We start from the raw sequence: 24,690 nt of genomic DNA on the forward strand, positions 1-24,690 counted from the left end.
CATCACTTCATCGTAACGGCGGGTCCGGCGGCCGGACTTCCGGGGCGCGGCCGAACGGTCCGTCCTCAGTGGACGCCGATGGCCCGGGGACCGCTCAGTTCTCGATCTCGGCGCGCCGGTGGACTTCCTCCTCCAGCCGGCCGAGCCGCTCCTCGTACTTCGAGATGACCGACAGCCGGGCGCGGATACGCGCGTGTTCCGCACGCACCTCGTCGGCTTCCTCCGCCGAGTACTCCAGACGTTCGGCGTAACGCTCGACGTGGCCCGGGCGCTCGACCGCGGCCACCCGGGTTTCCAAGGCGGACAGGTGCGGGGCGAGCCGGCGCTGCTCGTCGTAGAGCCACTTGACGTGACCGTCCAGATCGTCGCACCGGGCGTCGACGCGCTCGAGTTCCTCGCGCAACTCACCGATCGTCGCGCGGAGGGCGTCGACCTCCGGGCGGATCCGCTCATCCGCGATGTGTTCGATGCGCGGGCGAATCCGGGCCGCCACGGGCTGGCCCGCTTCACGTACCAGCCGCTTCACCCGGGAAGCGGCACGTCGCAGCTCGCTCACTGCACAATCTCGATTCTTCCGGTTTCGCGCCAGAGGTTGAGGAGACTCGATTCGGCGTGCAGCCGGTGCTCCGCGGTGACCCCGACCTTGTCCCCCCACGCGTGCTCGAAGTCCGTCTGGTCCGGGCGGTCGAGGATCGACACCCCGGTCAGCCGGAGCACCGCGTCGGGGAACAGGCGGCGGCAGAGGTAGGCCACGAGCGTGCCCGTGGTCGCCCACTGCGGCTGCGCCGGGTCGAGACCGAGCAGCCGCACCAGCGGCACCACGAACCGGCGGTTCGAGATCGGCACGAACCCGAGGTCCGCCGGCCACCAGTCCGGCAGGGTTTCCGGCTCCCAGAACAACCGGCCCGGTTCGGCCAGCAGGTAGAGCCGCGAGGTGTAGTCCGCGAAGGTGTGGGGGGAGGCGATCAGCCCGCGGTGCACCACGACCACGTCGGTGCGGGTCCCGTAGACCGGCGGGGCTTCGGGCTCGTCGACCGCGAACGTGGTCATCCGGATCACCAGGTCACTGCCGTCGACCAGCTCGGCCCGGCGGGCGTCCGGCGGCATCGGGGCGTTGCCGACCACGGTGATCTCGCGGGGCCGGCCACCGCGGGCGTAGGCGGCCAGCAGTTCCCGGAGCGGGCCGTCGAGGTCGTCGTCGGCGTCGAGCCGGCCGGACACCTCGTCGGCGAGCTGAGTCCGATTCATCGTCTCCCTACCGCATCGTCGGGGAACTGGGCTCCCAAGCCCGGGTCGCATCCCCCCGACCGCCGTACATCGAGCAGACGGACAATAGCCGACGAGCAGGATTCCACGTCCTCACAGGGCGGCAAACGTAACTTGATGGAGGCACACGCGGTGGACCGCACGGTGGCGATCGTCCCGGCCCGGGGTGGTTCAGTCGGACTGCCGGGCAAGAACCTCGCCCTCTTCCGAGGCCGGCCGCTGGTGGCCCACGCCGTCGACACCGCGGTGGCCGCCGGTGTGCCGGAAGTGCTGGTCACCACGGACGACGCCGCGATAGCCGCGGCCGCGGCGGAGGCGGGCGCGAAGATCGTCGACCGGCCTGCCGAGCTGGCGCGCGCCGACAGCCGCACCCTGCCCGCCGTCCTGCACGCCCTGGACGAGCTGTCGGTGCCCGACCGGACCCTGGTGTTCCTGCTCCAGCCGACCTCGCCCCTGTGCACTCCCGGCGACGTCACCGAATGCCTGGAGATCCACGCCGGACGGCCGAGCGGCTCGGTCGTGCAGATGTGCCGCTCGACCGACCACCACCCGCTGAAGGTGTGCCTGGAGGGCCCGGATGGCGGAGTGGTCCCGGTCCGGGACTGGACGGACCTCGAGGCCCCACGGCAGTCCTTGCCCGCCGTCCTGCGCCCCACCGGGGGCATCTACCTGGTCCGCGCCGGTGACCTGCGCCGGCACGAGCGGTTCTTCGTCCCCGAAGTCCGGTGCCAGCTGATACCGGCCGAGCGCGCCGTCGACATCGACACCGCGCAGGACCTGCGGCTCGCCGAAATCCGCGCGGCCGAGCTTCAGCGGTCGACGAACGTCTTGTAGAGCGAGGGGCGCCAGATCTCCTCGCCCTCCAGCAGCTCGACGATGCGATCGTGCGCCCCCGGCCCGCCGAACACGGGGTGCGGTTCGCACCGGCCCATGGCCCGCGCCTGGCGCACCGCCTCGGCGATCCTGCCCGCGTCCGGTTCGACCGGCAGCACGCTCGGCACCGCCACCCGGTTGCGCTGCCGCGTGCCCACCGTCACCGACGGCGTGCCCAGCACCGGCGCCTCCCGCACCCCGGCGCTCGAATTGCCGAGCACGACGGCGGCGCCCTTCATCAGCGTGACGAAGTACTCGAACCGCATCGACGGGAGCCGGACGAAGTTCGGCCCGCTCAGCCGGTCGAGCTCCAGGCGGATCTCCCGGCAGCCCTCGTCGTTGTTGGGGTCGATGACCACCCAGTTGCCGCCGGCCAGCACCGCGTCCACGACCGCGGCGGCGTTGCGCCGGTTGAGCTCCAGCTCCGTGGTGACCGGGTGCAGCGCCAGGATCCCGTAGTCGGCGAACCCGATGCCGTACCGGGCGCGCACCTCGTCGAGGTCCGGGAGCTGGGTCGAGGTCAGCACGTCGACCTCGGGACTGCCCACGACGAAGATCCGCTCCTCCTCTTCCCCCAGTTGCAGCAGCCGCCGGTGCGCCTCCTCGTTGGCCACCAGGTGGATGTGGGCGTGCTTGGACAGCGAGTGGCGGATGACGTCGTCGATGGTCCCGCTGACCTCGCCCCCCTCGATGTGCACCACGCGCACGTTGGCCAGCGAGCCCACGAGCGCGCCCGCGAGGGCCTCGACCCGGTCGCCGTGGACGACGATCGCGGCCGGCCGCTCCTCGTGGACCAGCCGCGCCAGCGCCTGGACGGTGTTGGCGAGCACGAGCGCCATCGGCTCGTCCTCGATCTGGTTCGGGATCAGGTGCAGCCGCTCCAGGCCGGCCCGCTCGATCTCGCGGACGGTGTACCCGTAGCTGCGCAGCATGTGCATACCGGTCACGACGATGCGCGCCGAAAGCTTCGAGCTCTCCTGGACGGCCAGCATCACATCGCGCAGCTTCCCGAAGTCAGCCCGGGTCCCGGTGAGGAACAGGACCTCGCGCCGGGCTGACTCAGCCAAGGTCCGCCCAGCTGACCTGGGTGTCGACGGCGATGGCCCGCTTGGCCGGGCGGCCCAGCAGCGCCTCGTAGTCCTTGGCCTTGATCTCACCCGTGCCCGGTCGCTTGACCCAGATGTTGTCCGCGCTCAGCCGCTCGCCCGCGGCGATCTCCCGGGTGGTGACCACGCAGGCGTAGGCGAAGTCGATCGTCGGCTGCTCCTCGGCGAGGATCTGCTTGCTGCCACCCCGGGCCGCGTGGATCAGCCGCGAGCCCTCGACCAGCCGGGAGAACTCCTCCGGGGTCGACGAGACGGCGATGTCCGGGCCCGGCCAGCTCATGTCCGAGGTGAAGTGCCGCTCCAGCACCGACGCGCCGAGCGCGACCGCGCCCAGGCACGGGTAGATCGTGAGGGTGTGGTCCGACAGGCCCAGCTCGGCGTCGGGGAAGGCCCGGCCCAGCTCGGTCATCGCGCCGAGCCGTACCTGCTCCGGCGGCGTCGGGTAGAGCGAGGTGCAGTGCAGCAGGGCGAAGCCGACCCCCGCCTCCCGCAGGATTTCCACCGCGGGCGTGATCGACGCGATGTCGTTCATCCCGGTGGACAGGATCACCGGCTTGCCGAACGAGGCGACGTGCCGGATCAGCGGGTAGTTGTTGCACTCCCCCGAGCCGATCTTGAACCCGGCGACGTCGAGCTCCGCGAGCCGGTCGGCCGCCGCGCGCGAGAACGGCGTCGACAGGAAGACCATGCCACGCTCCTCGGCGTGCGCCTTGATCTCGCGCTCGTCCTGGGCCGTCAGCGCGACCCGGTTCATCATGTCCCAGATCGGTTCGTCCGCATTGCCCGGAACGACGTCGTTGGGGATCATCTCGTCGTCGACCACGTGGGTCTGGATCTTGACCACCTGCACCCCGGCGTCGGCCGCGTCGTCGACCATCCGGTGCGCCTTCTTCGGGTCGCCCTCGTGGTTGATCCCGATCTCCGCCACGACCAGAGGCGCGTGGTCGGCACCGACGGGGTGGTCGCCGAGCATGAACATGAAAGACCTCCGGGTCACCGCGGGTTCGGGGCTGCGCTCGCGACCTTAACCGGTTCCCGGGCCCCGCCGGTGCCACCCGAGCGATGCGCCCTGCCACGGGGCCGCCACCTTCCATCGGTACCCTCGTCCTCGTGCATGCGACCAGCACGGTTCACGTAGCCGAAGCCGGGGTTCCGACGCCGGTACCGCCTGCGTCGGACCGTAAAACGTTCTCCAAGGCGATCGCCGACCTCAGGGAGGGTCTCGCCGCCCGCGAGCTCTGGACCCACCTGGGCTGGCAGGACATCAAGCAGCGTTACCGCCGGTCGGTGATCGGGCCGTTCTGGATCACCATCAGCCAGGGCGTCATCGCGCTGGGCCTGGGCCTGCTGTACTCCCAGCTGTTCAACACGCCCGTCCAGGTGTTCCTGCCCTACCTCTCCACCGGGTTCATCATCTGGGGCTTCATCCAGGGCTGCCTGAGCGAGGGCATGGAGACGTTCATCGCGAACGAGGGGATGATCAAGCAGCTCCCCGCCCCGCTGAGTGTGTACGTGCTGCGCACGGTGTGGCGCCAGATCCTGCTGCTGGCGCACAACCTGATCGTCTACGTGGTGCTGCTGGTCATCTTCTTCACCGCGCTCGACAAGCCGTACTCGCTGGGCTCGAAGCCCGATGTCCCGTCCGGTGACTGCGGCGCGGGACTGGTCTGCCACCCGGGCCTGAGCTGGAACATCCTGCTCGCCATCCCGGGCTTCCTCCTGCTGGCGCTGACCGCGGGCTGGGCCGCGCTGCTGCTGGGCATCATCTCGACCCGGTTCCGCGACATCCCGCAGGTGATCAACGCGCTGATCCAGCTGATGTTCTACGGCACCCCGATCGTCTGGCCGGTCGACCAGCTGATGACCGGCGGCTCGCGCCAGAAGCTGGAATGGATCCTGCCGGTCATCAAGGCCAATCCGCTCTACCACTACATGCAGGTGACCCGGGCGCCGCTGATCGGCCAGTCCGTCGCCTGGACCAGCTGGGTCATCGTCGGTGGACTCACGATCGTCGGCTGGGGCCTGGCGCTCGTCGCCATGCGCAACTACCGCTCCCGCGTCTCGTATTGGGTGTGACAAATGGTCAGCATTGACGTCTACAACGCGTACGTCGACTTCCCGATCTTCGACGCCAAGACGCGGTCCATGAAGAAGCGGGTGCTCGGCAAGGTCGGCGGCAAGATCGGCACCGACCAGAAGGTGCCGATCATCGAGGCGCTGCACGACGTGTCGATCTCGCTCAAGGACGGCGACCGGGTCGGCCTGGTCGGCCACAACGGCGCGGGCAAGTCCACGCTGCTGCGGCTGCTGGCCGGCATCTACGAGCCCACCCGCGGCTCGGCCCGGATCACCGGCCGCATCGCGCCCGTGTTCGACCTGGGCATCGGCATGGACCCGGAGATCTCGGGGATCGAGAACATCCTGATCCGCGGCCTGTTCCTCGGCATGAGCGCCAAGGAGATGGAGAAGCGGGTCGACGACATCGCGGAGTTCACCGAGCTCGGCGACTACCTGCAGATGCCGCTGCGCACGTACTCCACCGGCATGCGCGTGCGGCTGGCACTGGGGGTGGTCACCTCGATCGACCCGGAGATCCTGATCCTCGACGAGGGCATCGGCGCGGTCGACGCGGCGTTCCTGAACAAGGCCCGCGACCGGCTCAAGGACCTGGTCAAGCGCTCCGGCATCCTGGTCTTCGCCAACCACTCGGACGAGTTCCTGATGGAGCTGTGCGACACGGCCATCTGGATGGACGAGGGCCACGTGAAGCAGCACGGCTCGCTGCGCGAGGTGCTGACCTCGTACAAGGGCCGGGACCCGTTCGAGAACATGAGCCAGGAGGGCCTGGAGCGGCTCGGCATCGAGCCCGCGGTCGCCAAGAACGGCAGCGCGGGATGACCGGCAGCACGCAGGAGCTGCCCGAGGGCGCCGTCGTCGGGGTCGTGGTCACCCGTCACCGGCGGGAGCTGCTCGCGGACTCGCTGAAGGTCATCGCGGCCCAGACCCGCCCGGTCGACCACCTCTTGGTGGTCGACAACGGGCCGGACCAGTCGGCCCGCGACGTCGTCGAAACCTATCCCCTGCCCTGCACGTACCTGCCCTCGCACCGGAACCTCGGCGGCGCCGGCGGTTTCGCCCTGGGCATGCTCCACGCGCTTTCGCTGGGGGCGGAGTGGGTGTGGCTGGCCGACGACGACGGCCGCCCGGCCGACGAGCACGTGCTCGCGATCCTGCTGGAGGAAGCGGAGGCGCGCGGGCTGGCGGAGATCTCGCCGGTGGTGGCGAACATCGACGCCCCGGCCCAGCTGGCCTTCCCGCTGCGCCGCGGCCTGACCTGGAAGCGCTCCTCGGCCGAGCTCGGCACGGACTTCCTGCCCGGCATCGCCTCGCTGATGAACGGCGCGCTGTTCCGTGCGTCCACTTTGGACGTCACCGGCGTGCCCGACCTGCGCCTGTTCTTCCGCGGCGACGAGGTGGAGCTGCACCGGCGGCTGGTCCGCTCGGGCCTGCCGTTCGGCACCTCGCTGCGCACCACTTACCTGCACCCGGACGGTTCGGACGAGTTCAAGCCGATGCTGGGCGGCAAGTTCCACGCGCAGGACCCGGAGAACGAGGTCAAGCGCTACTACACCTACCGCAACCGCGGCTATCTGCTGTCCCAGCCGGGGATGCGCAAGATCGGCGCGCTCGAAGTGCTGCGGTTCGGCCTGTACTTCATCGGTGTGAAGAGGGACCCGAAGGCGTTCCGGCAGTGGCTGAAGCTGGTGCGCCAGGGCCGCGCGGAGAAGTTCTACCGCTACTGACGCGGTCTCAGTACGGCCGAACGCCCCGCCGTTCCGGATTCCGGAGCGGCGGGGCGTTTCGCTATTCGCCGATGACCGGCGGCGCCGAACGGAGGCCGGAGCCGAACACGTCGTCCGGGTCGACCTCTTCGAGGAAGGCCGGTCCGTCACGATCGGTGCCCTCGTCCGGCTCGCTGCGCCAGGAGCCCATGCCGCGGTGGGGCGGGCCGCCCACGGCCGCCGCGTCGGCGGCACCCAGGCCGCCGGGACGGGCCGTGCCGCCCGCGCCGCCGGTGGCCGGATTGGGCTCCGCGACACCCTGCCCGGGGCCGAAGGAGCCGCTGCCGCCGCGGCCGATCTTGCTCTCGTACTCGGTGTCGCCGCCGAAACCGCCGCCCATGCCACCACCCATCGGCATCGGGCTCATGCCCAGGCCGGCGCCCGCCCCACCCTGGGTGCCGCCCGGCTGCTGGGCGGCCGCGGGGGCGGCGCTGGCCGTGGTGGTGCCGTCGCCGACGGGCAGGTGACCCGAGCCGGTGACCTGCCCTCCGCTCATCGAGCTGACGTCCTGGTGGGTCACCGCGCCGCTCGCGGCCGCGCCCCCGCCACCCGGGACGCTCACGGCCGAGCCGGAACCGTGGTGCTGGTCGACCGAGACTTCGCTCGAGGGCAGGGCCACTTCGGCCTTCGCCGGTCCGCTGACGCCGAACTTCGGCGGGTCCGCGAACACCGGCTGCTGGGCCGCCGCCGAGTAGAGCGACCGGTCGTAACCGGACATCGTCTCGGCCGCCTGCTCGTGCGCGGTCCGGCTGTCCTGCTGCTTGCGCAGCGACTGGTCGATCCGGTCGCCCATGGTGAGCGGGTTCGCCGTGGCCCAGGCGTTGAACTCCTCGTCCCAGTCGAACGGGACCGGCTCGGTCATCGCGTTCTTGGCGTTCTGCGCCGCCGTGCCCTGCTCGTCGATGGTCCGCGACGCCAGCTTGGCGTTCTCCGAGTTGGCCTCGGCCCACTTGCCCAGGCTGGTGAAGTAGGCCTGCGCGTTGGTGGCGGCCTGGCCCTCCCAGGTGCCCTTGGACTTGGCCACGGCCTCGTTCAGCTGCGCGGCGAAGTCCTCGAAGGCCCGGTGCAGGTCGAGGTAGGCGGTGGCGACGGCGGAGACCTGGCCGACGTCGAGGTTCGTCTCGACGAAGTCCTTGAGCTCCCGGTGGTCGTGGCCGAGGTAATCGGCGTCGGAGGGGTTCAGTCCCCGCACGGGCTCGACGTCGCCGGTCTGCGGCTGGACCCGGCCCGGGGTGTTCGTGGTCATGCGGATTACCTCATCCCTCGTGCAGCACGGACGGCGCGGACGACACAGACGGCGCGCTCAGGACTTGGCCTTCGAAGCGTCGAAGGCCTGGCCCTCGTTGTCGGTGTAGACCCCGCCGGCGCGGGCCAGCGCCTCGTCGGCGTCCTTGAGCACCTGGGCGAACTGCTCCAGCACCACGGTGGCCGAACCGGTGTCACCGGTGCCGCCCTTCCGGTCGTGCGCCGCCACGGTGTGGCCGTACGGGTGACTGCCCAGTTGCGGGGCCGAGGCGAGGACCCGGGTCTCGCCCTTCAGCCCGTCCAGCCGCGTCGCCATGTCCGTGAGCGCTTTGCGCAGGTCGCCCAGCGCCTCGCCGGAGATGGTGAAGCCACCGGACTTGGCGGCGTCCACCAGCTTTCCGGTCTCGGCCGTCACCGCGCTGATGGCCCGCGGGTTCAGCCCGCCGGCCGTGAGCGGGTTGGTCGCCGGTCCGGAATCCGCCACAGAGCTCATGGCCGGCATTCTACCGACCCGGCCCGCCGCGGTCAGTCGTTTCAGGAATAGGCCTCGAGCAGGGTGTACAGCTGCTGGGCGAGACGCGCGTTGTCGGCGGGGGCGTAAGTGAACCAGCGCTGTCCGTCGTGGGCGTCGCGGGTGCTGAGCAGGTAGCGGCCGGCTTCGGTGTCGAACCAGGCGAGCGGAGGGAGGGCCGTTTCCCGGCCGTTGCCGTTCCGGACGTGCACGCTGAACTCGCCCACCCGCGTGCGCGGCTTCTCGAAGATCCGCTCGACCGCCCGCAGTTGCGGATTGTGCGTGCGAGGCCCTTCGACCCCGGCGAACGGGTTGTACTCGCCGCTGCGACGAGGCTGCTTCACCGGGCGCGCGACGGTCACGGACTGACCGGGCGCGGCGGGCGTCAGCGGGAGCAGGTCGACGATCGCCGGGACGATGGCGGTCGGCCGGGTCTCTTCGAAGACGAGCAGGTTGCCATCCTGCTTGACGAGCACCGCGTACGCGCCGTTCGACGCCACCCGCGCGAAGAGCTTCTCTCCGTCCAGCCGGGCCGCGGCGGACACCGCGAGGTCGGAGCGGGCGAAGGTGGCCAGCGCCAGCTCCACGTCGTCGTCGATGCGCCCGCGGCGAAGCAGGCCACGGCCGTCGAGGTCGCGAAGCACGGCCGCGTGGACCTGCCGCCGCTGCTCGGTGCTGGTGCCCACGTGCGGCACCACGAACGGCACCGGCGCCCGGCCGAGCGAAAGCTGCTCGAGCAGGAGGTCCACCGCCGCCAGCGACAGCGAGAACGAATACGGCATGGCCCATCCCTAGGTCCGGCGACGCTGGGAACGGTAGCCGACGCCCACGCCCCCGCGCACGCGGACGGGGCCTTCCCCTCCGCCCTCAGCGAACCCGCTTGCCGCGCCGTCCGCCCGCTGGTGCCATGGGGGAATGGCAGATCCGAAGTCCGCGCTCGTGCTCCACCTCGCCGCCGGCGGCGAGCCACTGCTGTTCCCCCTGACGGCCGAGGAATCCGTTGCTGTACAAGAGAAAATCCCCGACCTGCTGAAACACGGCGGCGTCCACTCGGTACTGACCAAGGACGGCAACACGGTGTCGGTGAACTTCGCCCACGTGGCCGCGGCCTACATCGACGACCTCAGCCGCAAGAGCCGGTTCGGGCTGACCGGCTAGCGCGACGCCAGCCCCAGCAGCCCGGCCCGGATCTCCGGGCGGCTGCCGGCCACGAGCAGGAAAGCCGCCTCGCGCACGAGGCGGGCGGCGGCCGAGCCGGTGAGCACGGCCCGGCTGCCGGTGGCCGCGGTGAGCGCACCGGCGCTGCGGTAGGCCAGATCGCCCGCCGCGGCGCGGGCCGGGGGGAGCGAGGGCGGGTCGGTCAGCGCCGCGTCCAGACGGGTGCGGATCAGGTCCTGCTCGACGCGCAGCGCGCCGGCCGTCTCCGGCTCGCCCGCCTCCTCGATCAGGCGCGCACAGCGCTCGGCCAGGCCCAGCGGCGCGCAGCCGTTCAGACGGGAGGCGAAGGTGTTGGCCCTCACGAAGTCGGCGTGCGGCACCTCCGCGAGCACCTGCTCGGCCGGGACGAAGTAGCCGTCGAGCCCGAGCCGGACGGTCGAGGTGCCCTGGGCGGCGATCAGGGCCAGCGGATGGGCCGTGAGCCCGGCTCCCTCGACCGGATCGACCACGGTGTGCACCACCGTCTCACCGGCGCGGCCGGAGAGCTGCAACAGGTCGATACCGCCCCAGCCGCTGACGAAGGGCGCATCGCCGTAGAACCGGTACCCGCCCTCGACCGCTTCGGCCCGCACGCGCGGCGGCGTCGGGATCACCCCGGCGTACGCGACGCCTGCGCGCAGATCCCCCGCGACCAGCGCGGACAGGTACTTCGAGCGCAGTCCGGCGTTCGCCGTCCCGGCCAGGCCGACCACCAGTCCGTGGTGCTGGATCCAGGTGAACGTCGTGCTCAGGCAGCCGCCCGCGAGCGTTTCGATCACCCCGACCAGTTCGGGCAGCGCCGCCCCGGCTCCGCCGGCTTCGGCCGGGGCGGCCAGTCCGTAGAAGCCCGCCGCGGCGAGCGCGTCGAAGTGCGAGCGCGGCACGACACCCGTCCGGTCCACCTCGGCCGCCGCCGGGAACAGCACCTCGTCGGCCAGGGAACGGGCTCGCGCCACCAGATCCGTCACAGTAATTAGGCTACCCTAAGTTCGACGGATCGGGCCGGAACGCACCGAGGGCCACCCACGAGACGCGGGTGGCCCTCGGCGCCGGGCGCTACCGGCAGGTGGTCACAGCTCGTAGAGCCGCTTCCAGTTCTCGCGCGAGGTCAGCTCCGGCATGGCGCGCTTGTACTGCTCCTGCACCGCCGCGCCTTCCTTGCGCAGCCGGTTGATGGTCTTCGCGCCGCGCTTGGCCAGCTCGAACATCTTCACCTTGTCGTACGTGCGCACGCGCACGCCTTCCTGGGAGGCGTCGGTGACCACGGCCGTGTCGAACAGCGCGATGTGCCACCAGTGCGCTTCGTCGATCGGCACCGCGCCGAGGCCGAAGCGGCTGCGGCCCAGCACCCGGTCGAGCACGCGCTTGATCAGCACCAGCCGCTGCATGCTCGGCCGCGGCGCGCTGTTGATGATGCCGATGTCGTTGGACGCGATGCCCGGCACGTCGGTGGCCTTGTGGCGCTTGGTCTCCGGGTACTGGTCCCGGATCCGGCGGATCTCCTTCATCGCCGCGACGCCGCCGTCACGCAGGACCTGGGGCCCTTCGAGGAAGTCGTCGACGGCCTTGATCAGCGTGGCCGACAGGCCGTACTGCATGCCCAGCAGGTAGCGCACCAGCTGCGCCAGCAGCACCCGCGAGAGCAGGTTCAGGTTGAACGGCGAGTGCAGCGCGGCGGTGATGATCGAGTTGCGCAGGTTGAAGTACCGGTGCCACTCGTCCCAGTCCTTCCAGTGGAAGTCCGCGTGCCACACGCCGGCGCCCGGCAGGGTGACGGTAGGGAAGCCGTACTCGCGGGCCCGGTAGGAGTACTCGGCGTCGTCCCACTGGAAGAAGAACGGCAGCGGGTAGCCGATGGCCTTGACCACCTCGTACGGGATCAGGCAGGACCACCAGCCGTTGTACCCGGCGTCGAGGCGGCGCTCCTGGCGGTTGGGCTTGAGGGTCTCCTCGTCCACGCCCAGCAGGTCGGCCGTGGACAGCGAGTGCTGCACCGGCTGGCCCGGCTCCAGCGTGTTCAGCCGGGCGTACTCGGCGCCGACGTGCAACTGGTTCGGGTGCAGCAGGTTCAGCATCTGGCCGCCGACGATGACCGGGTTGGCCGTGCGGTTCGAGAACGCCGTCATCCGGACCACCAGGTCCGGCTCCAGCAGCACGTCGTCGTCCATGAACAGCACGTTCGCGTGTTCGGTGGCGGTGGGCCCGGCCACCTCGAACAGGCCGCGGGTGAACCCGCCGGCGCCGCCGAGGTTCGGCTGCTTGATGTAGTGCAGCTTGTCGCCGAGGTCCTTCACGACCTGCGCGAAGCCGTCACGCGACTCGACCAGGTCGGTGCCCTGGTCGGCGACGTAGATGGCGTCGAGCGTGTCCAGCGAGGACACGTCCGCGGCGAGCGCCTGGAGGTTCTTCAGGCAGTCGTCGGCGCGGTTCATGGTGCAGATGGTGACGGCGGTCGGGCGGATCTTCGCCGGGGCGTCGACGGTCCAGCGGACCTGCTCGACGCGCAGCGACTGGCCACCCTCGGTCTCCAGGTCGAGCCACAGCGCGCCGCCGTCGTGGAACTTGTCCAGCTTCGCGCTCAGCGTCACCTTCTCGGCCTTCGCGCCGGACACCTCTTCGGCGGCCACCACGCGGGGGTCGCCCTCGAGGTCGGACGCGCCGACGCTCACCATGCCGTCGCCGGTCACCACGGCCTCGACCTGCACCTCGGTCACCGAGGTCCAGCGCTGCCAGTAGCTGGCCGGGAAGCGGCCGAAGTAGGTGTTGCCGGACACCTTGGACGACGGCTCGACGCTGATCCCCGCGCGATCGCGCACCGCGGAGCCCCACTCGAGCTCGGCGTAGAGGTCCTTGCTGACGATCGGCGCCGGGCCGGCGTACAGACCGCGCTGGGCCGTCAGCCGGCCTTCGGGTGCGTGCTCCGCGAACCGGGTCTCGCCTGCGGGGGCCGCCTCGGCGACCGGGGCTGCTTTACCGGGCATAGAACTCAGTTCTCCTTTACCGGCCGCTCACGAAACACGACCCACTTGAGCATGACGAAATTGATCACGGTCGCCGTCGCCTGTGACACGACCCAGCCGAGCGTGGCCTTCCACGCCGACTCCGGGAGCAGGTGCAGCATCCACTGGTTCACCCCGACCGCGACGAAGAAGGTCACCGCGTACAGCAGCACGAAGCCGCCGACCTGCGTGCCGCCCTCGCGGGGGCCGCCGGAGAAGGTGAACCGGCGGTTGAGGAAGAACGCCGTGGTCGTGCCCACGATGAAGCTGATCGCGCGCGCGAGGGTGACCCATCCGGCGGCGTCCATCCCGACGGCCCTGAGCAGCGAGTACGTGCCCAGGTCGAGCAGGGCGCAGAAACCGCCGATCAGGGCGAAGCGGATGAGCTGACCGAGCAGGCCGGGACCCGAAGATGCGGGCACCGTCGTCTCGCTCTGCGGTTCCGTAGCCACCACTGGAATACCTCGCCGGCTTCGTGCGTCGTCCGTCTCAGGCTGCCTCGGTCCGGGTCGGCCTGACGCGCGGACGCTTGTGCCTTGATTCGCAAAGTGTAGAAGCGACCGGTTCGAGGCGGCGTTCCGGGCGTCGTTCGGCGTGGCTACCCTGGGGCCCGTGACCCAAGCACCCGAGACCCAGCGACGCACGCTCACCGGTTGGGGCCGCACCGCCGGGACCGTCGCCGACGTCCTGACCACGAGCGACGTCGGCGCCATCGCCGACGCGGTGGTCTCGGCCGGTCCCCGCGGGGTCATCGCACGCGGCCTCGGCCGCTCCTACGGCGACCCCGCGCAGAACGCCGGCGGGCTGGTCGTCGACCTGACCGCGCTGGACCGCATCCACTCGATCGACCCCGACTCGGGCCTGGTCGAGGCCGACGCCGGCGTCAGCCTCGACCAGCTCATGCGCGAGACCCTGCCGCACGGGCTGTGGGTCCCGGTCCTGCCGGGCACCCGCCAGGTGACCATCGGCGGCGCGATCGCCAACGACATCCACGGCAAGAACCACCACTCCGCGGGCAGCTTCGGCAACCACGTGGTGTCGATGGACCTGCTGACCGCCGACGGCACGGTGCGCACGCTGACCCCCGAGGGCCCCGAGTCCGAGCTGTTCTGGGCGACGGTGGCGGGCATCGGGCTGACCGGCATCATCACCCGCGCCACGGTGCGGATGAAGCGCACCGAGACCGCGTACTTCCTGGTGGACGCCGACCGCACGGCGAACCTGGACGAGACGCTCGCGCTGTTCACCGACGGCTCGGACCTGACCTACGACTACTCGATGTCGGTACCGGACCTGATCTCCTCGGACGGCCGCCTGGGCCGGGCCACGTTCTCCCGCGGCTCGCTGGCCAAGCTGGACGAGCTGCCGCCGAAGCTGCGCGGCAACCCCTTGAAGTTCGACGCGCCGAAGCTGGCGACCCTGCCCGACGTGTTCCCGAACGGCCTGGGCAACAAGGTCACCTTCGGCCTGATCAACGAGCTGTGGCAGAAGACCGTGCCGCAGAAGGGCGCGCGCGGCAAGGTCCAGAACCTGACCCAGTTCTACCACCCGCTGGACCTGCTCGGTGAGTGGAACCGCGCGTACGGCTCGAAGGGCTTCCTGCAGTACCAGTTCTCGGTGCCGTTCGGCGCGGAGGACCAGCTCAAGGCCATCTGCCGGAAGATCTCGAAGTCCGGGCACTACTCGTTCCTCAACGTGTTCAAGCGCATGGGCGAGGCCAACCCGGCCCCCCTGTCGTGGCCCTCGCCGGGCTGGATGCTCAGCGTGGACTTCCCGATCAAGGGCGACCTGAGCCGGTTCTGCCTGGAGCTGGACGAGGACGTGCTCGCGGCGAAGGGGCGGCTCTACACCGCGAAGGACTCCCGGACCTCGGCCGAGACGTTCGCGAAGATGTACCCGCGGCTCGAAGAGTGGCGCAAGGTCCGCGCCGCCGTTGACCCCGAAGGCGTTTTCGCCTCTGACATGAGCCGGAGGCTCGCACTGTGATCGACGCCGTTGGCAACCCCCAGTCCCTGCTGCTGCTCGGCGGCACCTCCGACATCGCGCTGGCGATCGCGGAGAAGTACCTCGCGGAGAAGCCGCTTCGGGTCGTGCTGGCCGCGCGGCCCTCATCGCGGCTCGACGCGGCCGTGCAGCGGCTGAAGGACCGCGGCGCCGAGGTGACCACCGTCGAGTTCGACGCCAAGGACACCGCTTCGCACCCCGCCGTGCTGGAGCGGGCCTTCGCCGGTGGCGACATCGACGTGGCCGTGGTCGCGTTCGGCCTGCTCGGCGACGCCGAGGAGCTCTGGCAGGACCACGCCAAGGCGGTCGAGGCGGCCACGGTGAACTACGCCTCCGCCGTGTCGGTGGGTGTGGCGCTGGCCGCGAAGCTCAAGGCGCAGGGCCACGGCACGATCGTGGCCCTGTCCTCGGTGGCCGGCGAGCGCGTCCGCCGCTCGAACTTCGTCTACGGCTCGACCAAGGCCGGTTTCGACGGGTTCTACCTGGGCCTCGGCGAGGCCCTGGCGCCGCACGGCGTGCAGGTCACCGTGGTCCGCCCGGGCCACGTGAAGACCAAGATGACCGCCGGGCTCAAGGACGCCCCGCTGGCGCAGACCGCCGAGCAGGTCGCGGACATCGCCGTGGACGCCGCCCGTCGCGGCAAGGACCTGGTCTGGGCCCCGGCCCAGTTCCGGCTGGTGATGTCGGCGCTGCGGCACGTGCCGCGCCCGATCTTCCGGAAGCTGCCGATCTAGGCGCAGAAGACCGCGAAGGGGACTTTCGCCACCGCGAGGTGTGCGCGAAAGTCCCCTTCGCCGTCTCGGCGGTCAGCCCGCCTGTGACGCGGGGATCAGGTAGAGCCGCTGGGTGCCCGCCCACGGCGAGTCGATGGTCCAGCTGGCCAGCGCGGACGGCGGCGGGGCCTGGCGGGTGGCGACCAGCACGAGGTCGGGGCGGGTCGGCGCGACACCGTGGTCGAAGTTGTGGAAGTTGGCCTCGAGCAGGGCGCGGCCCAGCTCGCCGGTGCGGCGCTTGGTCTCGGTGATCGCCGGGTCGACGGCGCCGCGGTCGGAGAACTGGTCGACCAGCCGGCAGCCGCACGCGTAGGCGAGCGCGCCGGCCTCCCCCGGGCTCTCCACGGTGCGCCCCTCGACCAGGCCCGCGAGCTGGCTGCCGATCCGGCGGTACTCGTCCGAAGCCGCGTGGTTGCTGGTGATCGGGGCGAATCGGCGCGGCAGCCCGGGCTGCGCGTACACCGTGACGGCGGCGAGCAGGACCAGCCCCGCGGCGACCCCGGCACCGGTGCGCAGCCGCGGCGGGAGCACCCCGGCGCAGGCCGTGAGGAAGATCGTCGCGCTGATGATGCTCGGCGCGTAGTACCAGTGGTACGGCGGGACGCCGAGCCAGGAGTACAGCGCGTAGTGCAGCGCGCCCGCCACGGCCAGCGCGGCGAACGGCGTGAGCCGGCGGGCCGCCGCGGAACCCCGGCCGAGCTGAACTGTCCACAGGAGACCCGCCGGGACGGCGAGCAGCACCGGCAGGAAGGAAAGCGTGGTGGCAGCCGGAAAGTTGCGCCAGTAGAGCAGCGGGCCGGTACCGAAGCCGAACGTCCCCCACGGCTGCTGGGCCATCTTGATGACCACGGTGTCCGGCAGCGCCGAGCCCAACGCGTACCAGCTGAACGCGAACCACGGCAGCGTCACGGAGAGCGCGGCGAAGGCGGTGCGCCAGATACCGGCCCAGAACGCCCGGCGTGCGGCGAACACCACCAGCGCGACCAGCACCAGGTCGATCCGCACGAGCGTGAGCAACCCGGCGGCGAAGCCGAACGCGGCCGGACGGCGCTCGCCCGCGTAGACCAGCACCCAGACCGAGCCGGCCGCGCCCAGCGCCGCCTCGAGCCCGATCGAGGAGATCAGCAGCGGGTTCACCAGCAGCAGCGCGAACGTGACCGGCGCGAACGCGGCGGGCAGCCCGGCGCGCGCGGCCAGCCGCCGCAGCCCGAGCACCAGCACCACCTGCGAGATCACGAAGACCACACCGGCGGCCGTGACGGGGTCCCGCACCAGCACCGTGACGGCCGCGAGGGCGAGCACGTCGAGCGGCGAGGTCGCGGTGTTGGCGGTGCCCGGCTCGATCAGGCCCCAGTGCCCGTGGAAGGCGAGGTTCCCGGCGTAGGAGAGGGTGATGAACGCGTCGTCGATCAGATGGCCGCTGACCAGCGAGAATACCAGCGTGGAGAGGACCGCGGCCGCCGCCGGGAGCAGCCACGGCCGTACGCGTTCCAGCCCCACCGGCAGCGCGGCGGCGGGCAGCGGAAGTACTGCGGAGGCTCCTCGCATCACGAACACCGTACACACCGTTCGTGATCTTCCTGTGACCTAACCCTCCGCTTCGACCACCGGCGCCTTCAACCCGGCGACCAGCTCCCCGGCGTCGACCTCGAGCCCGTCGGCGAACTTGAGCAGGTTGTGGAGGTTCACGTTGCGCAGCCCGCGCTCGACCTGACTGACGAACGTCCAGTGCACCCCGGCCGCGTCGGCGAGCTTCTCCTGGCTGACCCCCAGCTCCTGCCGCCGAGACCGCACGCGCACGCCGAGCAGCCGCGTGGCTTCGGAAAGGGGGTGCTTCGGCATGGTGGGGTTAATTAAAGGTGTCCAGGTCATTCAGTGCCAGAGCATGAATAATTAGGTTATTCGTGTCTATAGATCTTGTGTCTAGTTTTGGACGGTTTTCGAGAATGGCCGCGCGGACGGTAACCGATCAGCTACCGTGCTAACTGTCGGCCGTTGTTGACACCACGGGGAGAACGGGTTGCATGGGCCTCTGGGACACCATTTCGTTCACGGTCATGGACTCGGGCCCACCCCCTTCCGGCGGCTTCGCCCTCCAGCGCGATGAGGCCACGCAACTGGTGGAGCGATTGCAGGACGTGCGTAAGCAGTTGACAGCCATGCATTACGAGGCCGTGACTCTCTGCAAGATCACGCCCCCGTCGCGGGATCCCGGAACAATGGCCTACCACCAAGCGCTGACCGTCAATGCCGCCGGACAACCCGCCGCCCTCTCCTACGGCGGCGGTCACATCGATCTCCAACTGGGCTATGTGACAGAATTGATCAACCGGCTGAGAACAGCCCTGGGCATGACCGAAGCCAGCGATGAAACGCAAGCCGGCACAGTGAACGAAGTCGGCCAGAAAGCCGAAGGACGAATTTGATGGCCCCCAGAACGGTCACCATGGCGATCCTCGCCTCGGCGGCTTTTTTGACCGCGGCCTGCTCGGGCTCGAACACGCCGGGAAGTCCTTCTCCGGCATCACAGCCGCCGTCGAGTTCCGCGCCGCCAGTGAGCCGAACACCTCCGTATGCAGGGGCGCCGAAGGTCGCCTCACCACTGCCCAGCATGGTCCTCTCCGGCAGCGCGTGCGACGCACTCACCCCGGACCAGGTCAAGATCAACCTCGGCAAGACAGTGGCGGGCAAACCCGATCACCTGCCGGGTATCGGCGCCGAGTGCAACTGGACGAATTCGCAGACCGGTGGCCAGATGGCGGTGTTCTACGTGACCGAACCCAAGACCGGGCTCAGTGGGGACTACGCCAACACCCGGCCACAGATGGCGGTCTGGAAGGAACTTCCTCCCATTCAGGGCTTCCCGGCCGTGGCCTACTCCGACAACGGGAAGCCCAACCCCGGCTACTGCGCAGTGAGCGTTGGCATCACCGACACCCTGTCGGTAGACGTACATGTCAACCTCAGCGACGACAAGGCGGGCAAGGTCGACGCCTGCACCGTCGTGCCGTTGACCGCTGACGACGTGGTCACCACGTTGAAGCAGAAGGCCGGCTCGTGAGCTTCGGCCAGGTGGACCTCGTGCTCCAGCCGGGACAGCAACTCGTGCCCGTGCCGGACGTGGTCAGTGCCGTGCTCGCGGGGAACGCCGGGAGCTGGCACGAGGGCATCGGGGTGGCGAACCGGATCGCCGCGGACCAGGATGCCGTCGGGCGGGACCTCACGCAGGTGCTGGCGCGGCTCGAATCGGCCTGGAGCGGAGCGGGGGCGGACGGGGCGGCGGCGCGGATTCAGCGGATCCGGTCGTCCGCGATCGCGGCGAACCGGACGTTCGTGCACAACGGCAACGAACTCGGTGACGCCGCCTCCCTGTACGAGGGTATGAAGAACCAGCTCACGCCCATGCCGGCCCGGCCGAACCTCGCGCCCGGACAGGGCGCGGCCTGGTGGGACCAGGACATGGAGTTCTCGGTCACGGCGTACAACGACACCGCGAAGCGCAACCTCGACCTCTACAACGGCTACGTCGGCCAGACCCAGGCCGGCACCGGCCGTCTCCAGTACGACTACGGCCAGATCGGCACCTACGACGGCGGCGACGTGAGCCTGGTGCCCGCCTCGGACCCCGGATCACCTGCGGGGCCGCCGTCGGGGAATCCGCACGATCCGGCGGACGGGAAGGCCGGGGCTCGGGCGCACTACGGTCCGGCGGACGGTCCCATCGCGCCGGGGCCCCTCGCGTCCGGTGCCGGTGAGGACAGGACCACCACGGCGGGCTCGGCTCCGTCGCTGGCGGGGGCGCTGCCGCCGTCCGAGGTGGGTGGGGCCGGGCGGGTCGGCTCCAGCACCGGCGGCAGTACCGGAGCGGGCGGCTTCGGCGGGCCCGAGACGCTGGGCGGCATCGGGCTAGGAGGCATCGGCAACGGCGGCGTCGGTCCGCACGGCGGTGGCTCGATCGGCAGTGGCTCGAACGGTGGTGGCTCGAACGGCAGCAGCCCCGACAGCGGTGGCTCGAACGGCAACGGTTCGTACCGCAGCCGGTTCGGCGGCGGTGCGGGGCGGCTGGGCAGCGGTGCGGGAGCCGGCGGTGAAGCGGAAGGCCGTGGGACCGGTCAAGCGCCGGGGAAGCAGACCGGCGGGGGGCTCGGCTCCGGACGCTCCGCAGCCGCGCTCACCGAAGCGGAGCGGGCCGCCGCAGCGCGTGGCGCCGGTGGGCCCGGCGGGATGGCGCCGGGCGGGCGCGGCGGTAAGAAAGAGCCGGACGAGGAGCACCAGCGCAAGTTCGTGCTCGACACCGACGCCCTCTTCGACCAGGAGGGCCGCACCATCGATCCCGTGACGGGACTGCCGGTCGTGCCGCCGACCATCGGCGGGTGAGCGTGCTCGAACGGGCGGTCGTGCTGCCGAAGCTGGCGTTCACCACGGCGTGGGCCATGCTCGACCTGGGTGATCCGCCGCCCGTCCTCGGCCCGGACATCCACTACTGGATGAGCGATGGGGTCCGCCGCGAACTGCACGAGCAGACGATCGCGTTGCTCGCCGAGCACGGGCTGGCCCGCCACGACCGGCTCAACCCGCTGTGGCGCGCCACGCTCCGGGTGATCAGCACCCCGGACCGCGAGTTCTACGCCTGGTCCGGCCTGCGCGACGGGACCCAAAGCGCGTCCCTGATCGCCCTCCGTGACGAACAGGGGGTGTGCCTGCGGTCGAGCGAAACGACCGTCGAAGTCCGCCCGGTGCGGGTGAAGTGGCCGGCGACCAGCCTGTTCGACACGCTGCCGGACGTCCCGGGCGCCTCGATCCGCACGGTCACCCTCCCCCGCGACCCCGGCGACAACCTGCCGGACCCGCTGGCCGAACCCGCGGACAGCCGCGACCGCGACCACCTGGCCGAAGTCCTGTCCCGCCCCCAGGACGCGGTGCACCAGCTCTACACCGCCCGCCGCGACGAGTCGGGCCGGCGCACGCGCAGCCTCCCCATCACCGCGCTGGACTTGACGGACCAGGGCCGCGTCCTGACCTACCTGACCGAGGACGACCGCGTCACCCTGGTCTCCGGCACGCCGCGCACCGTGGTCAAAACCCTCAACGACACCCACGACGGGCTGCTCTGACCGACGCGGCGACCCCGGGGCCGCGGACGGAGCCGGTCAGATGCCGTCGCCGGTGCCCGAGGAGTCGCCGGTGCCGGAGGTGCCGTTCTGGCCGCTGGAGCCCTGACCGTTCGGGCCCTGACCATTCGGGCCCTGACCATTCGGGCCCTGACCATTCGGGCCCTGACCGCCGAAGCCCTGGCCGTTCGGCGACTGGCCGCCGAAGCCCTGGCCGCCGCGGAACTGGTGGTGGCCGCCGCCGTCCCGGAGGCGGGACACGCCGGGCCTGGTGTCGTGGTCGGTGGCGGCCATCACGCCGCCGACGACACCGCCGCCGATCAGCAGGCCGAGGACTCCCACGGCGACGAGCTGGGTCGCGCGGTGGCCGACGAATCTGCGGAAACCACCCGGCGGCCGCGACCCCATTGGCGACGGCGCCCCCCAGGGCCCGGCTCCCGGTGGCGGCCCGCCGTACGGGGGAACTGCACCCGGACCAGACTGTCCTGGGGGCGGCACCGCGCCCTGGGCCCCCGACGGAGGTACTGCTCCCGGCCCGGCTGGGCCCGATCCGGGCGCCGCACCTGCTTGGCCCGGCCCTCCACCGGCACCGGCCTCGCCCGGCCCGGGCGCTGCACCGGAACCAGCCGAACCACCGGCGGGAGCAGCACCCGTCCCCTCCGCGCCGAGCGGAGGTACCGACCCCTGCTGCTGGTGATAGGCCGTGGCCTGCTCCCCCGCTCCGCCGTCCCCGGTCGGGCTCGGCGTGGTCGGCTGGTCGCCGGGCTTCGGGCTGGGGTGGGGGTCGTGGTCGGTCATCTGCTCCTCCGGAAGGACGGGTGGGGAAGGGCGTGCTGCCCGCCCCCGCCTCCGAGGATGACCGCCGATGCTGTGCTGAGCCTGAAGGTCAGCTGTTTGAATCCGCGCGCTTTTCACAGGTAGAACGACAGGAACAGCGTCACGACCCAGCTCGCGCCGAGGACCTGCAGGACCCGGTCGTTCAGCGCGATCTCCTCCGGCTCGCCCGCCTTGCCGCCGTCGACGTCCACGGCGTAGCGCAGCACGGCGACCACGAACGGGACCATCGAGATGACCGCCCACACCGAGTCGTGCTCGGTCTGGCGGATCTCGAACGCCCACAGGCAGTACGACATGATCAGGATCGCCGCCGAGGTGGCCCAGACGAAGCGCAGGTAGCTCGCCGAGTACTTCTTCAGCGAGGAGCGGATCTTCGCGCCCGTCCGCTCGAACAGCATGATCTCCGCGTACCGCTTGCCCGCCACCATGAACAGCGAGCCGAACGCCGTGACCAGCAGGAACCACTGCGACAGGGCGATACCGCCCGCGACGCCACCGGCGATCGAACGCATCAGGAAGCCCGAGCCGACGATCGCCAGGTCCACCACCGGCTGGTGCTTGAGGCCGAAGCAGTAGGCGATCTGCACGGCCTCGTACACCGCCAGCACCACGGCGAGCTGCCAGCTCGCCAGGAACGACACGGCCAGCCCGGCCGCCAGGAACACCACCGCCGCGCCGTAGGCCACCGGCACCGGCACGATCCCGGCCGCGATGGGGCGGTTGCGCTTGGTCGGGTGGGCGCGGTCGGCCTCCACGTCGATCGCGTCGTTGATGAGGTAGACCGACGAGGCCGTGAGCGAGAAGGCCACGAACGCGACGATCGCGGCGAGGGCCAGCTCGGTGCGGTTGGTCGCCTTGGAGAAGGCGAAGAACGGGGCCGCGAAGACCAGGACGTTCTTCACCCACTGCCGCGGCCGGGCCGTCTTGATGATGCCACCGGCCAGCCCCAGCGAGCTCTTCTTGGCCGCGACGGGCACCGAGGCGGCCGTGGCCCCGGTCTCCGAGGTGACCCGGGCCTCCTCGGCGGCCACGGGCTCACCGGAGTCCGGGGTCCGCTCGTCGGTCGTTTCGCTCATCGTCTTTTCAGCTTCCGTCGGATCAGACCACCGACGAGGCCTCCCAGGGCCGCACCGGCCAGTACGTCGGTCGGATAGTGGACGCCCAGGACCAGCCGCGAGGCCAGCATCGGCGGTACGAGGGCGGGCACCAGGTTACGCCCGGTCAATCCGGAGTAGAGCACCGCAGCCGCCGTCGTGGACGTCGCGTGCGACGAAGGGAAGCTCAGCTTGCTCGGCGTGCCCACCAGCACCTCGACGCTCGGGTGGTCCGGGCGCGGCCGGCGGACCACTCGTTTCACCGCGATGGACACCGCGTGCGCGCCCACCACCCCGGCCGACGCGACCAGCCAGTCCTTGCGCCGGTCCTGGTCGACCGCCGCGCCGACGAGGCCGATCGCGAACCAGCCGATCGCGTGCTCGCCGAAGTGCGACAGGCCGCGCGCGGCCTTCACCGCGCCCGGCTTCTTCAGGAAGGCCTGGGCCTTCGACAGGACCGCGACCTCACCGCCCGCCGGCGTTGCGGGGTCCGGTGGGGCCTGCCGCTCGGACCGGGGCTCGGTCCCGGTCGTCACCGGGACCTGCTCAAGCATCAATGGACCCGTCGAGCGGTGCGCCGTCGGTCAGGTGCGGGGCGATCTTGTTGTCGAACGCCGACAGCGCCGAGCCGATCGCCATGTGCATGTCGAGGTACTTGTAGGTGCCCAGCCGGCCGCCGAAGAGCACGTTGTTGTCGCGCGCCTCGGCCTTGGCCAGCTCGCGGTAGGCCTCGAGCTTCTCGCGGTTCTCCGCCGTGTTGATCGGGTAGTACGGCTCGTCGTTCTCGTCGGCGAAGCGCGAGTACTCGCGGAAGATGACCGTCTTGTCCTTGGGGTAGTCCCGCTCCGGGTGGAAGTGGCGGAACTCGATGATGCGGGTGTACGGGACTTCCTGGTCGTTGTAGTTGACGACCGAGGTGCCCTGGTAGTCGCCGGTCGGCGCGACCTCGGACTCGAAGTCCACCGTGCGCCAGGTGAACCGGCCCGCGGAGTAGCCGAAGTAGCGGTCCAGCGGACCGGTGTAGACCGTCGGCGTGCCCGCCGGGATGTGCTCGCGCACGTCGAAGTAGTCGACGTTCAGCCGGATGTCGATGTTCTCGTGCTCGGCCATCTTCTCCAGCCACGCGGTGTACCCGTTGACGGGCAGTCCCTCGTAGGTGTCGTTGAAGTACCGGTTGTCGAAGGTGTAGCGGACCGGCAGGCGGGTGATGATGTTCTCGCCCAGGTTCTTGGGGTCGTTCTCCCACTGCTTCGCCGTGTAGCCGCGGATGAACGCCTCGTACAGCGGGCGGCCGATCAGCGAGATCGCCTTCTCTTCGAGGTTCTGCGCGTTGGCGGTCTCGAACTCCGAAGACTGCTTGGCGATCAGCTCGCGCGCCTCGTCCGGCGTGTGCGACTTGCCGAAGAACTGGTTGATCAGGCCCAGGTTCATCGGGAACGAGTAGACCTGGTCCTTGACCCGGGCGAACACCCGGTGCTGGTAGCCGGTGAACTCGGTGAAGCGGTTGACGTACTCCCACACGCGCTTGTTCGAGGTGTGGAACAGGTGCGCTCCGTAGCGGTGCACCTCGATCCCGGTCTCGGGCTCCGGCTCCGAGTAGGCGTTTCCGCCGAGGTGGCTGCGCCGCTCGAGCACGAGTACCTTCTTGCCGAGCTCGGCAGCGGCCCTTTCGGCGACGGTCAGCCCGAAGAAACCGGACCCGACTACGACGAGGTCGTACCGGGCGAAGTCGTCTTCAGTAATCTTGGCGGGGTTCGTGTGCTCGCTCACGGGCGCCCAGGGTACGCAGCCCCCGAGCCGCGGCCCGCACCGACCTCAGCCTTCACCGGCAG

The 24,690-nt window shown here is 70.6% G+C and carries 27 protein-coding genes; 11 read left to right on the top strand and 16 right to left on the bottom strand.

All coding sequences use genetic code 11. From position 1 onward, the window contains the following. Positions 1-94: 94 nt before the first annotated feature. Together NYF13_RS04865 and NYF13_RS04870 are read right to left on the bottom strand one after the other, a co-directional pair. Positions 95-556, bottom strand: a complete 462-nt coding sequence (locus NYF13_RS04865; RefSeq protein ID WP_315654425.1) for a hypothetical protein — start codon at positions 554-556, stop codon at positions 95-97. Then, entirely contained in the window at positions 553-1,248 is a 696-nt protein-coding gene (locus NYF13_RS04870) for a hypothetical protein (RefSeq protein WP_315654426.1), read from the bottom strand. Before NYF13_RS04870 ends, NYF13_RS04865 begins: the two co-directional genes overlap by 4 nt. A 135-nt stretch (positions 1,249-1,383) precedes the next feature. Here NYF13_RS04870 and NYF13_RS04875 point away from each other — a divergent pair, with 135 nt between their 5' ends. Then, the gene (locus NYF13_RS04875) at positions 1,384-2,100 is read left to right on the top strand and encodes an acylneuraminate cytidylyltransferase family protein (protein ID WP_315654427.1); all 717 of its coding nucleotides are present in this window, start codon (positions 1,384-1,386) and stop codon (positions 2,098-2,100) included. Here the strand turns inward: NYF13_RS04875 and neuC are convergent. Both neuC and NYF13_RS04885 read right to left on the bottom strand, forming a co-directional pair. After that, a complete protein-coding gene (gene neuC / locus NYF13_RS04880) occupies positions 2,076-3,206 on the bottom strand; it encodes a UDP-N-acetylglucosamine 2-epimerase (protein WP_315654428.1) in 1,131 nt (376 codons plus the stop codon). The two genes, NYF13_RS04875 and neuC, sit on opposite strands and share 25 nt — an antisense overlap. Next, positions 3,199-4,224 (bottom strand): N-acetylneuraminate synthase family protein, encoded by a 1,026-nt coding sequence (locus NYF13_RS04885; protein ID WP_315654429.1) that lies wholly within the window; start codon positions 4,222-4,224, stop codon positions 3,199-3,201. Before NYF13_RS04885 ends, neuC begins: the two co-directional genes overlap by 8 nt. 131 nt (positions 4,225-4,355) lie before the next feature. On the opposite strand from NYF13_RS04885, the gene NYF13_RS04890 reads away from it, so the two are divergent. The 3 genes from NYF13_RS04890 to NYF13_RS04900 are packed head-to-tail and all read left to right on the top strand — an operon-like array spanning position 4,356 to position 7,048. After that, positions 4,356-5,321 (top strand): ABC transporter permease, encoded by a 966-nt coding sequence (locus NYF13_RS04890; protein WP_315654430.1) that lies wholly within the window; start codon positions 4,356-4,358, stop codon positions 5,319-5,321. Positions 5,322-5,324: 3 nt separating this feature from the next. Beyond that, positions 5,325-6,143, top strand: a complete 819-nt coding sequence (locus NYF13_RS04895) for an ABC transporter ATP-binding protein (protein ID WP_315654431.1) — start codon at positions 5,325-5,327, stop codon at positions 6,141-6,143. Beyond that, complete coding sequence (locus NYF13_RS04900) at positions 6,140-7,048, top strand: glycosyltransferase family 2 protein (protein WP_315654432.1); 909 nt, start codon at positions 6,140-6,142, stop codon at positions 7,046-7,048. Before NYF13_RS04895 ends, NYF13_RS04900 begins: the two co-directional genes overlap by 4 nt. A 61-nt stretch (positions 7,049-7,109) precedes the next feature. On the opposite strand, the gene NYF13_RS04905 is transcribed toward NYF13_RS04900, so the two are convergent. The 3 genes from NYF13_RS04905 to NYF13_RS04915 are packed head-to-tail and all read right to left on the bottom strand — an operon-like array spanning position 7,110 to position 9,625. Beyond that, positions 7,110-8,333: a hypothetical protein gene (locus tag NYF13_RS04905; RefSeq protein WP_315654433.1), complete on the bottom strand. Its 1,224-nt coding sequence runs from the start codon at positions 8,331-8,333 to the stop codon at positions 7,110-7,112. A gap of 57 nt (positions 8,334-8,390) precedes the next feature. Next, positions 8,391-8,825 (bottom strand): hypothetical protein, encoded by a 435-nt coding sequence (locus NYF13_RS04910; protein WP_315654434.1) that lies wholly within the window; start codon positions 8,823-8,825, stop codon positions 8,391-8,393. 41 nt (positions 8,826-8,866) lie between these two features. After that, on the bottom strand, positions 8,867-9,625 hold the full coding sequence (locus NYF13_RS04915; protein ID WP_315654435.1) for an ESX secretion-associated protein EspG: 759 nt from the start codon (positions 9,623-9,625) through the stop codon (positions 8,867-8,869). Positions 9,626-9,758: 133 nt separating this feature from the next. On the opposite strand from NYF13_RS04915, the gene NYF13_RS04920 reads away from it, so the two are divergent. Continuing rightward, positions 9,759-10,001 (top strand): hypothetical protein, encoded by a 243-nt coding sequence (locus NYF13_RS04920; RefSeq protein ID WP_315654436.1) that lies wholly within the window; start codon positions 9,759-9,761, stop codon positions 9,999-10,001. Here NYF13_RS04920 and NYF13_RS04925 read toward each other — a convergent pair. The 3 genes from NYF13_RS04925 to NYF13_RS04935 form a co-directional block, all read right to left on the bottom strand. Beyond that, positions 9,998-11,008: an acyl-CoA dehydrogenase family protein gene (locus NYF13_RS04925; protein ID WP_315654437.1), complete on the bottom strand. Its 1,011-nt coding sequence runs from the start codon at positions 11,006-11,008 to the stop codon at positions 9,998-10,000. The two genes, NYF13_RS04920 and NYF13_RS04925, sit on opposite strands and share 4 nt — an antisense overlap. Before the next feature lie 102 nt (positions 11,009-11,110). After that, entirely contained in the window at positions 11,111-13,021 is a 1,911-nt protein-coding gene (locus NYF13_RS04930; RefSeq protein ID WP_315654438.1) for a glycosyltransferase, read from the bottom strand. Positions 13,022-13,026: 5 nt separating this feature from the next. Then, complete coding sequence (locus tag NYF13_RS04935) at positions 13,027-13,494, bottom strand: GtrA family protein (RefSeq protein WP_315654440.1); 468 nt, start codon at positions 13,492-13,494, stop codon at positions 13,027-13,029. Between the two features lie 157 nt (positions 13,495-13,651). Between NYF13_RS04935 and NYF13_RS04940 the strand changes: the two genes are divergently transcribed. Both NYF13_RS04940 and NYF13_RS04945 read left to right on the top strand, forming a co-directional pair. Beyond that, on the top strand, positions 13,652-15,025 hold the full coding sequence (locus NYF13_RS04940) for an FAD-binding oxidoreductase (protein ID WP_315654441.1): 1,374 nt from the start codon (positions 13,652-13,654) through the stop codon (positions 15,023-15,025). Then, positions 15,022-15,777, top strand: a complete 756-nt coding sequence (locus tag NYF13_RS04945) for a decaprenylphospho-beta-D-erythro-pentofuranosid-2-ulose 2-reductase (RefSeq protein WP_315654442.1) — start codon at positions 15,022-15,024, stop codon at positions 15,775-15,777. Before NYF13_RS04940 ends, NYF13_RS04945 begins: the two co-directional genes overlap by 4 nt. Positions 15,778-15,849: 72 nt before the next feature. Here the strand turns inward: NYF13_RS04945 and NYF13_RS04950 are convergent, their stop codons facing one another. Both NYF13_RS04950 and NYF13_RS04955 read right to left on the bottom strand, forming a co-directional pair. Then, a complete protein-coding gene (locus NYF13_RS04950) occupies positions 15,850-17,364 on the bottom strand; it encodes a hypothetical protein (RefSeq protein ID WP_315654443.1) in 1,515 nt (504 codons plus the stop codon). Positions 17,365-17,403: 39 nt separating this feature from the next. Next, positions 17,404-17,658: a helix-turn-helix transcriptional regulator gene (locus NYF13_RS04955; protein ID WP_315654445.1), complete on the bottom strand. Its 255-nt coding sequence runs from the start codon at positions 17,656-17,658 to the stop codon at positions 17,404-17,406. Positions 17,659-17,840: 182 nt separating this feature from the next. Here NYF13_RS04955 and NYF13_RS04960 point away from each other — a divergent pair, with 182 nt between their 5' ends. Genes NYF13_RS04960 through NYF13_RS04975 form a run of 4 tightly spaced genes read left to right on the top strand, consistent with a single transcriptional unit; the run spans position 17,841 to position 20,930 of the window. Next, entirely contained in the window at positions 17,841-18,242 is a 402-nt protein-coding gene (locus NYF13_RS04960) for a hypothetical protein (RefSeq protein WP_315654446.1), read from the top strand. Positions 18,243-18,262: 20 nt separating this feature from the next. Further along, positions 18,263-18,877, top strand: a complete 615-nt coding sequence (locus tag NYF13_RS04965; protein WP_315654448.1) for a DUF3558 family protein — start codon at positions 18,263-18,265, stop codon at positions 18,875-18,877. After that, a complete protein-coding gene (locus tag NYF13_RS04970; protein ID WP_315654449.1) occupies positions 18,874-20,193 on the top strand; it encodes a hypothetical protein in 1,320 nt (439 codons plus the stop codon). The genes NYF13_RS04965 and NYF13_RS04970 overlap by 4 nt, the downstream gene beginning before the upstream one ends. Beyond that, the gene (locus NYF13_RS04975; protein WP_315654450.1) at positions 20,190-20,930 is read left to right on the top strand and encodes an ESX secretion-associated protein EspG; all 741 of its coding nucleotides are present in this window, start codon (positions 20,190-20,192) and stop codon (positions 20,928-20,930) included. Before NYF13_RS04970 ends, NYF13_RS04975 begins: the two co-directional genes overlap by 4 nt. Positions 20,931-20,966: 36 nt before the next feature. Here NYF13_RS04975 and NYF13_RS04980 read toward each other — a convergent pair whose 3' ends face one another. The 4 genes from NYF13_RS04980 to glf form a co-directional block, all read right to left on the bottom strand. Beyond that, positions 20,967-21,269: a hypothetical protein gene (locus NYF13_RS04980; RefSeq protein ID WP_315654451.1), complete on the bottom strand. Its 303-nt coding sequence runs from the start codon at positions 21,267-21,269 to the stop codon at positions 20,967-20,969. A gap of 569 nt (positions 21,270-21,838) precedes the next feature. After that, positions 21,839-22,840 carry a decaprenyl-phosphate phosphoribosyltransferase gene (locus tag NYF13_RS04985; protein ID WP_315654452.1) on the bottom strand — a complete coding sequence of 334 codons (1,002 nt, stop codon included), beginning with the start codon at positions 22,838-22,840 and terminating at the stop codon, positions 21,839-21,841. Beyond that, positions 22,837-23,412, bottom strand: a complete 576-nt coding sequence (locus NYF13_RS04990) for a phosphatase PAP2 family protein (RefSeq protein WP_396286565.1) — start codon at positions 23,410-23,412, stop codon at positions 22,837-22,839. Before NYF13_RS04990 ends, NYF13_RS04985 begins: the two co-directional genes overlap by 4 nt. Further along, positions 23,405-24,628 carry a UDP-galactopyranose mutase gene (gene glf / locus NYF13_RS04995; protein WP_315654454.1) on the bottom strand — a complete coding sequence of 408 codons (1,224 nt, stop codon included), beginning with the start codon at positions 24,626-24,628 and terminating at the stop codon, positions 23,405-23,407. The genes NYF13_RS04990 and glf overlap by 8 nt, the downstream gene beginning before the upstream one ends. Positions 24,629-24,690: the final 62 nt, after the last annotated feature.

Source organism: Amycolatopsis sp. PS_44_ISF1, assembly GCF_032335455.1.
GTDB lineage: Bacteria > Actinomycetota > Actinomycetes > Mycobacteriales > Pseudonocardiaceae > Amycolatopsis.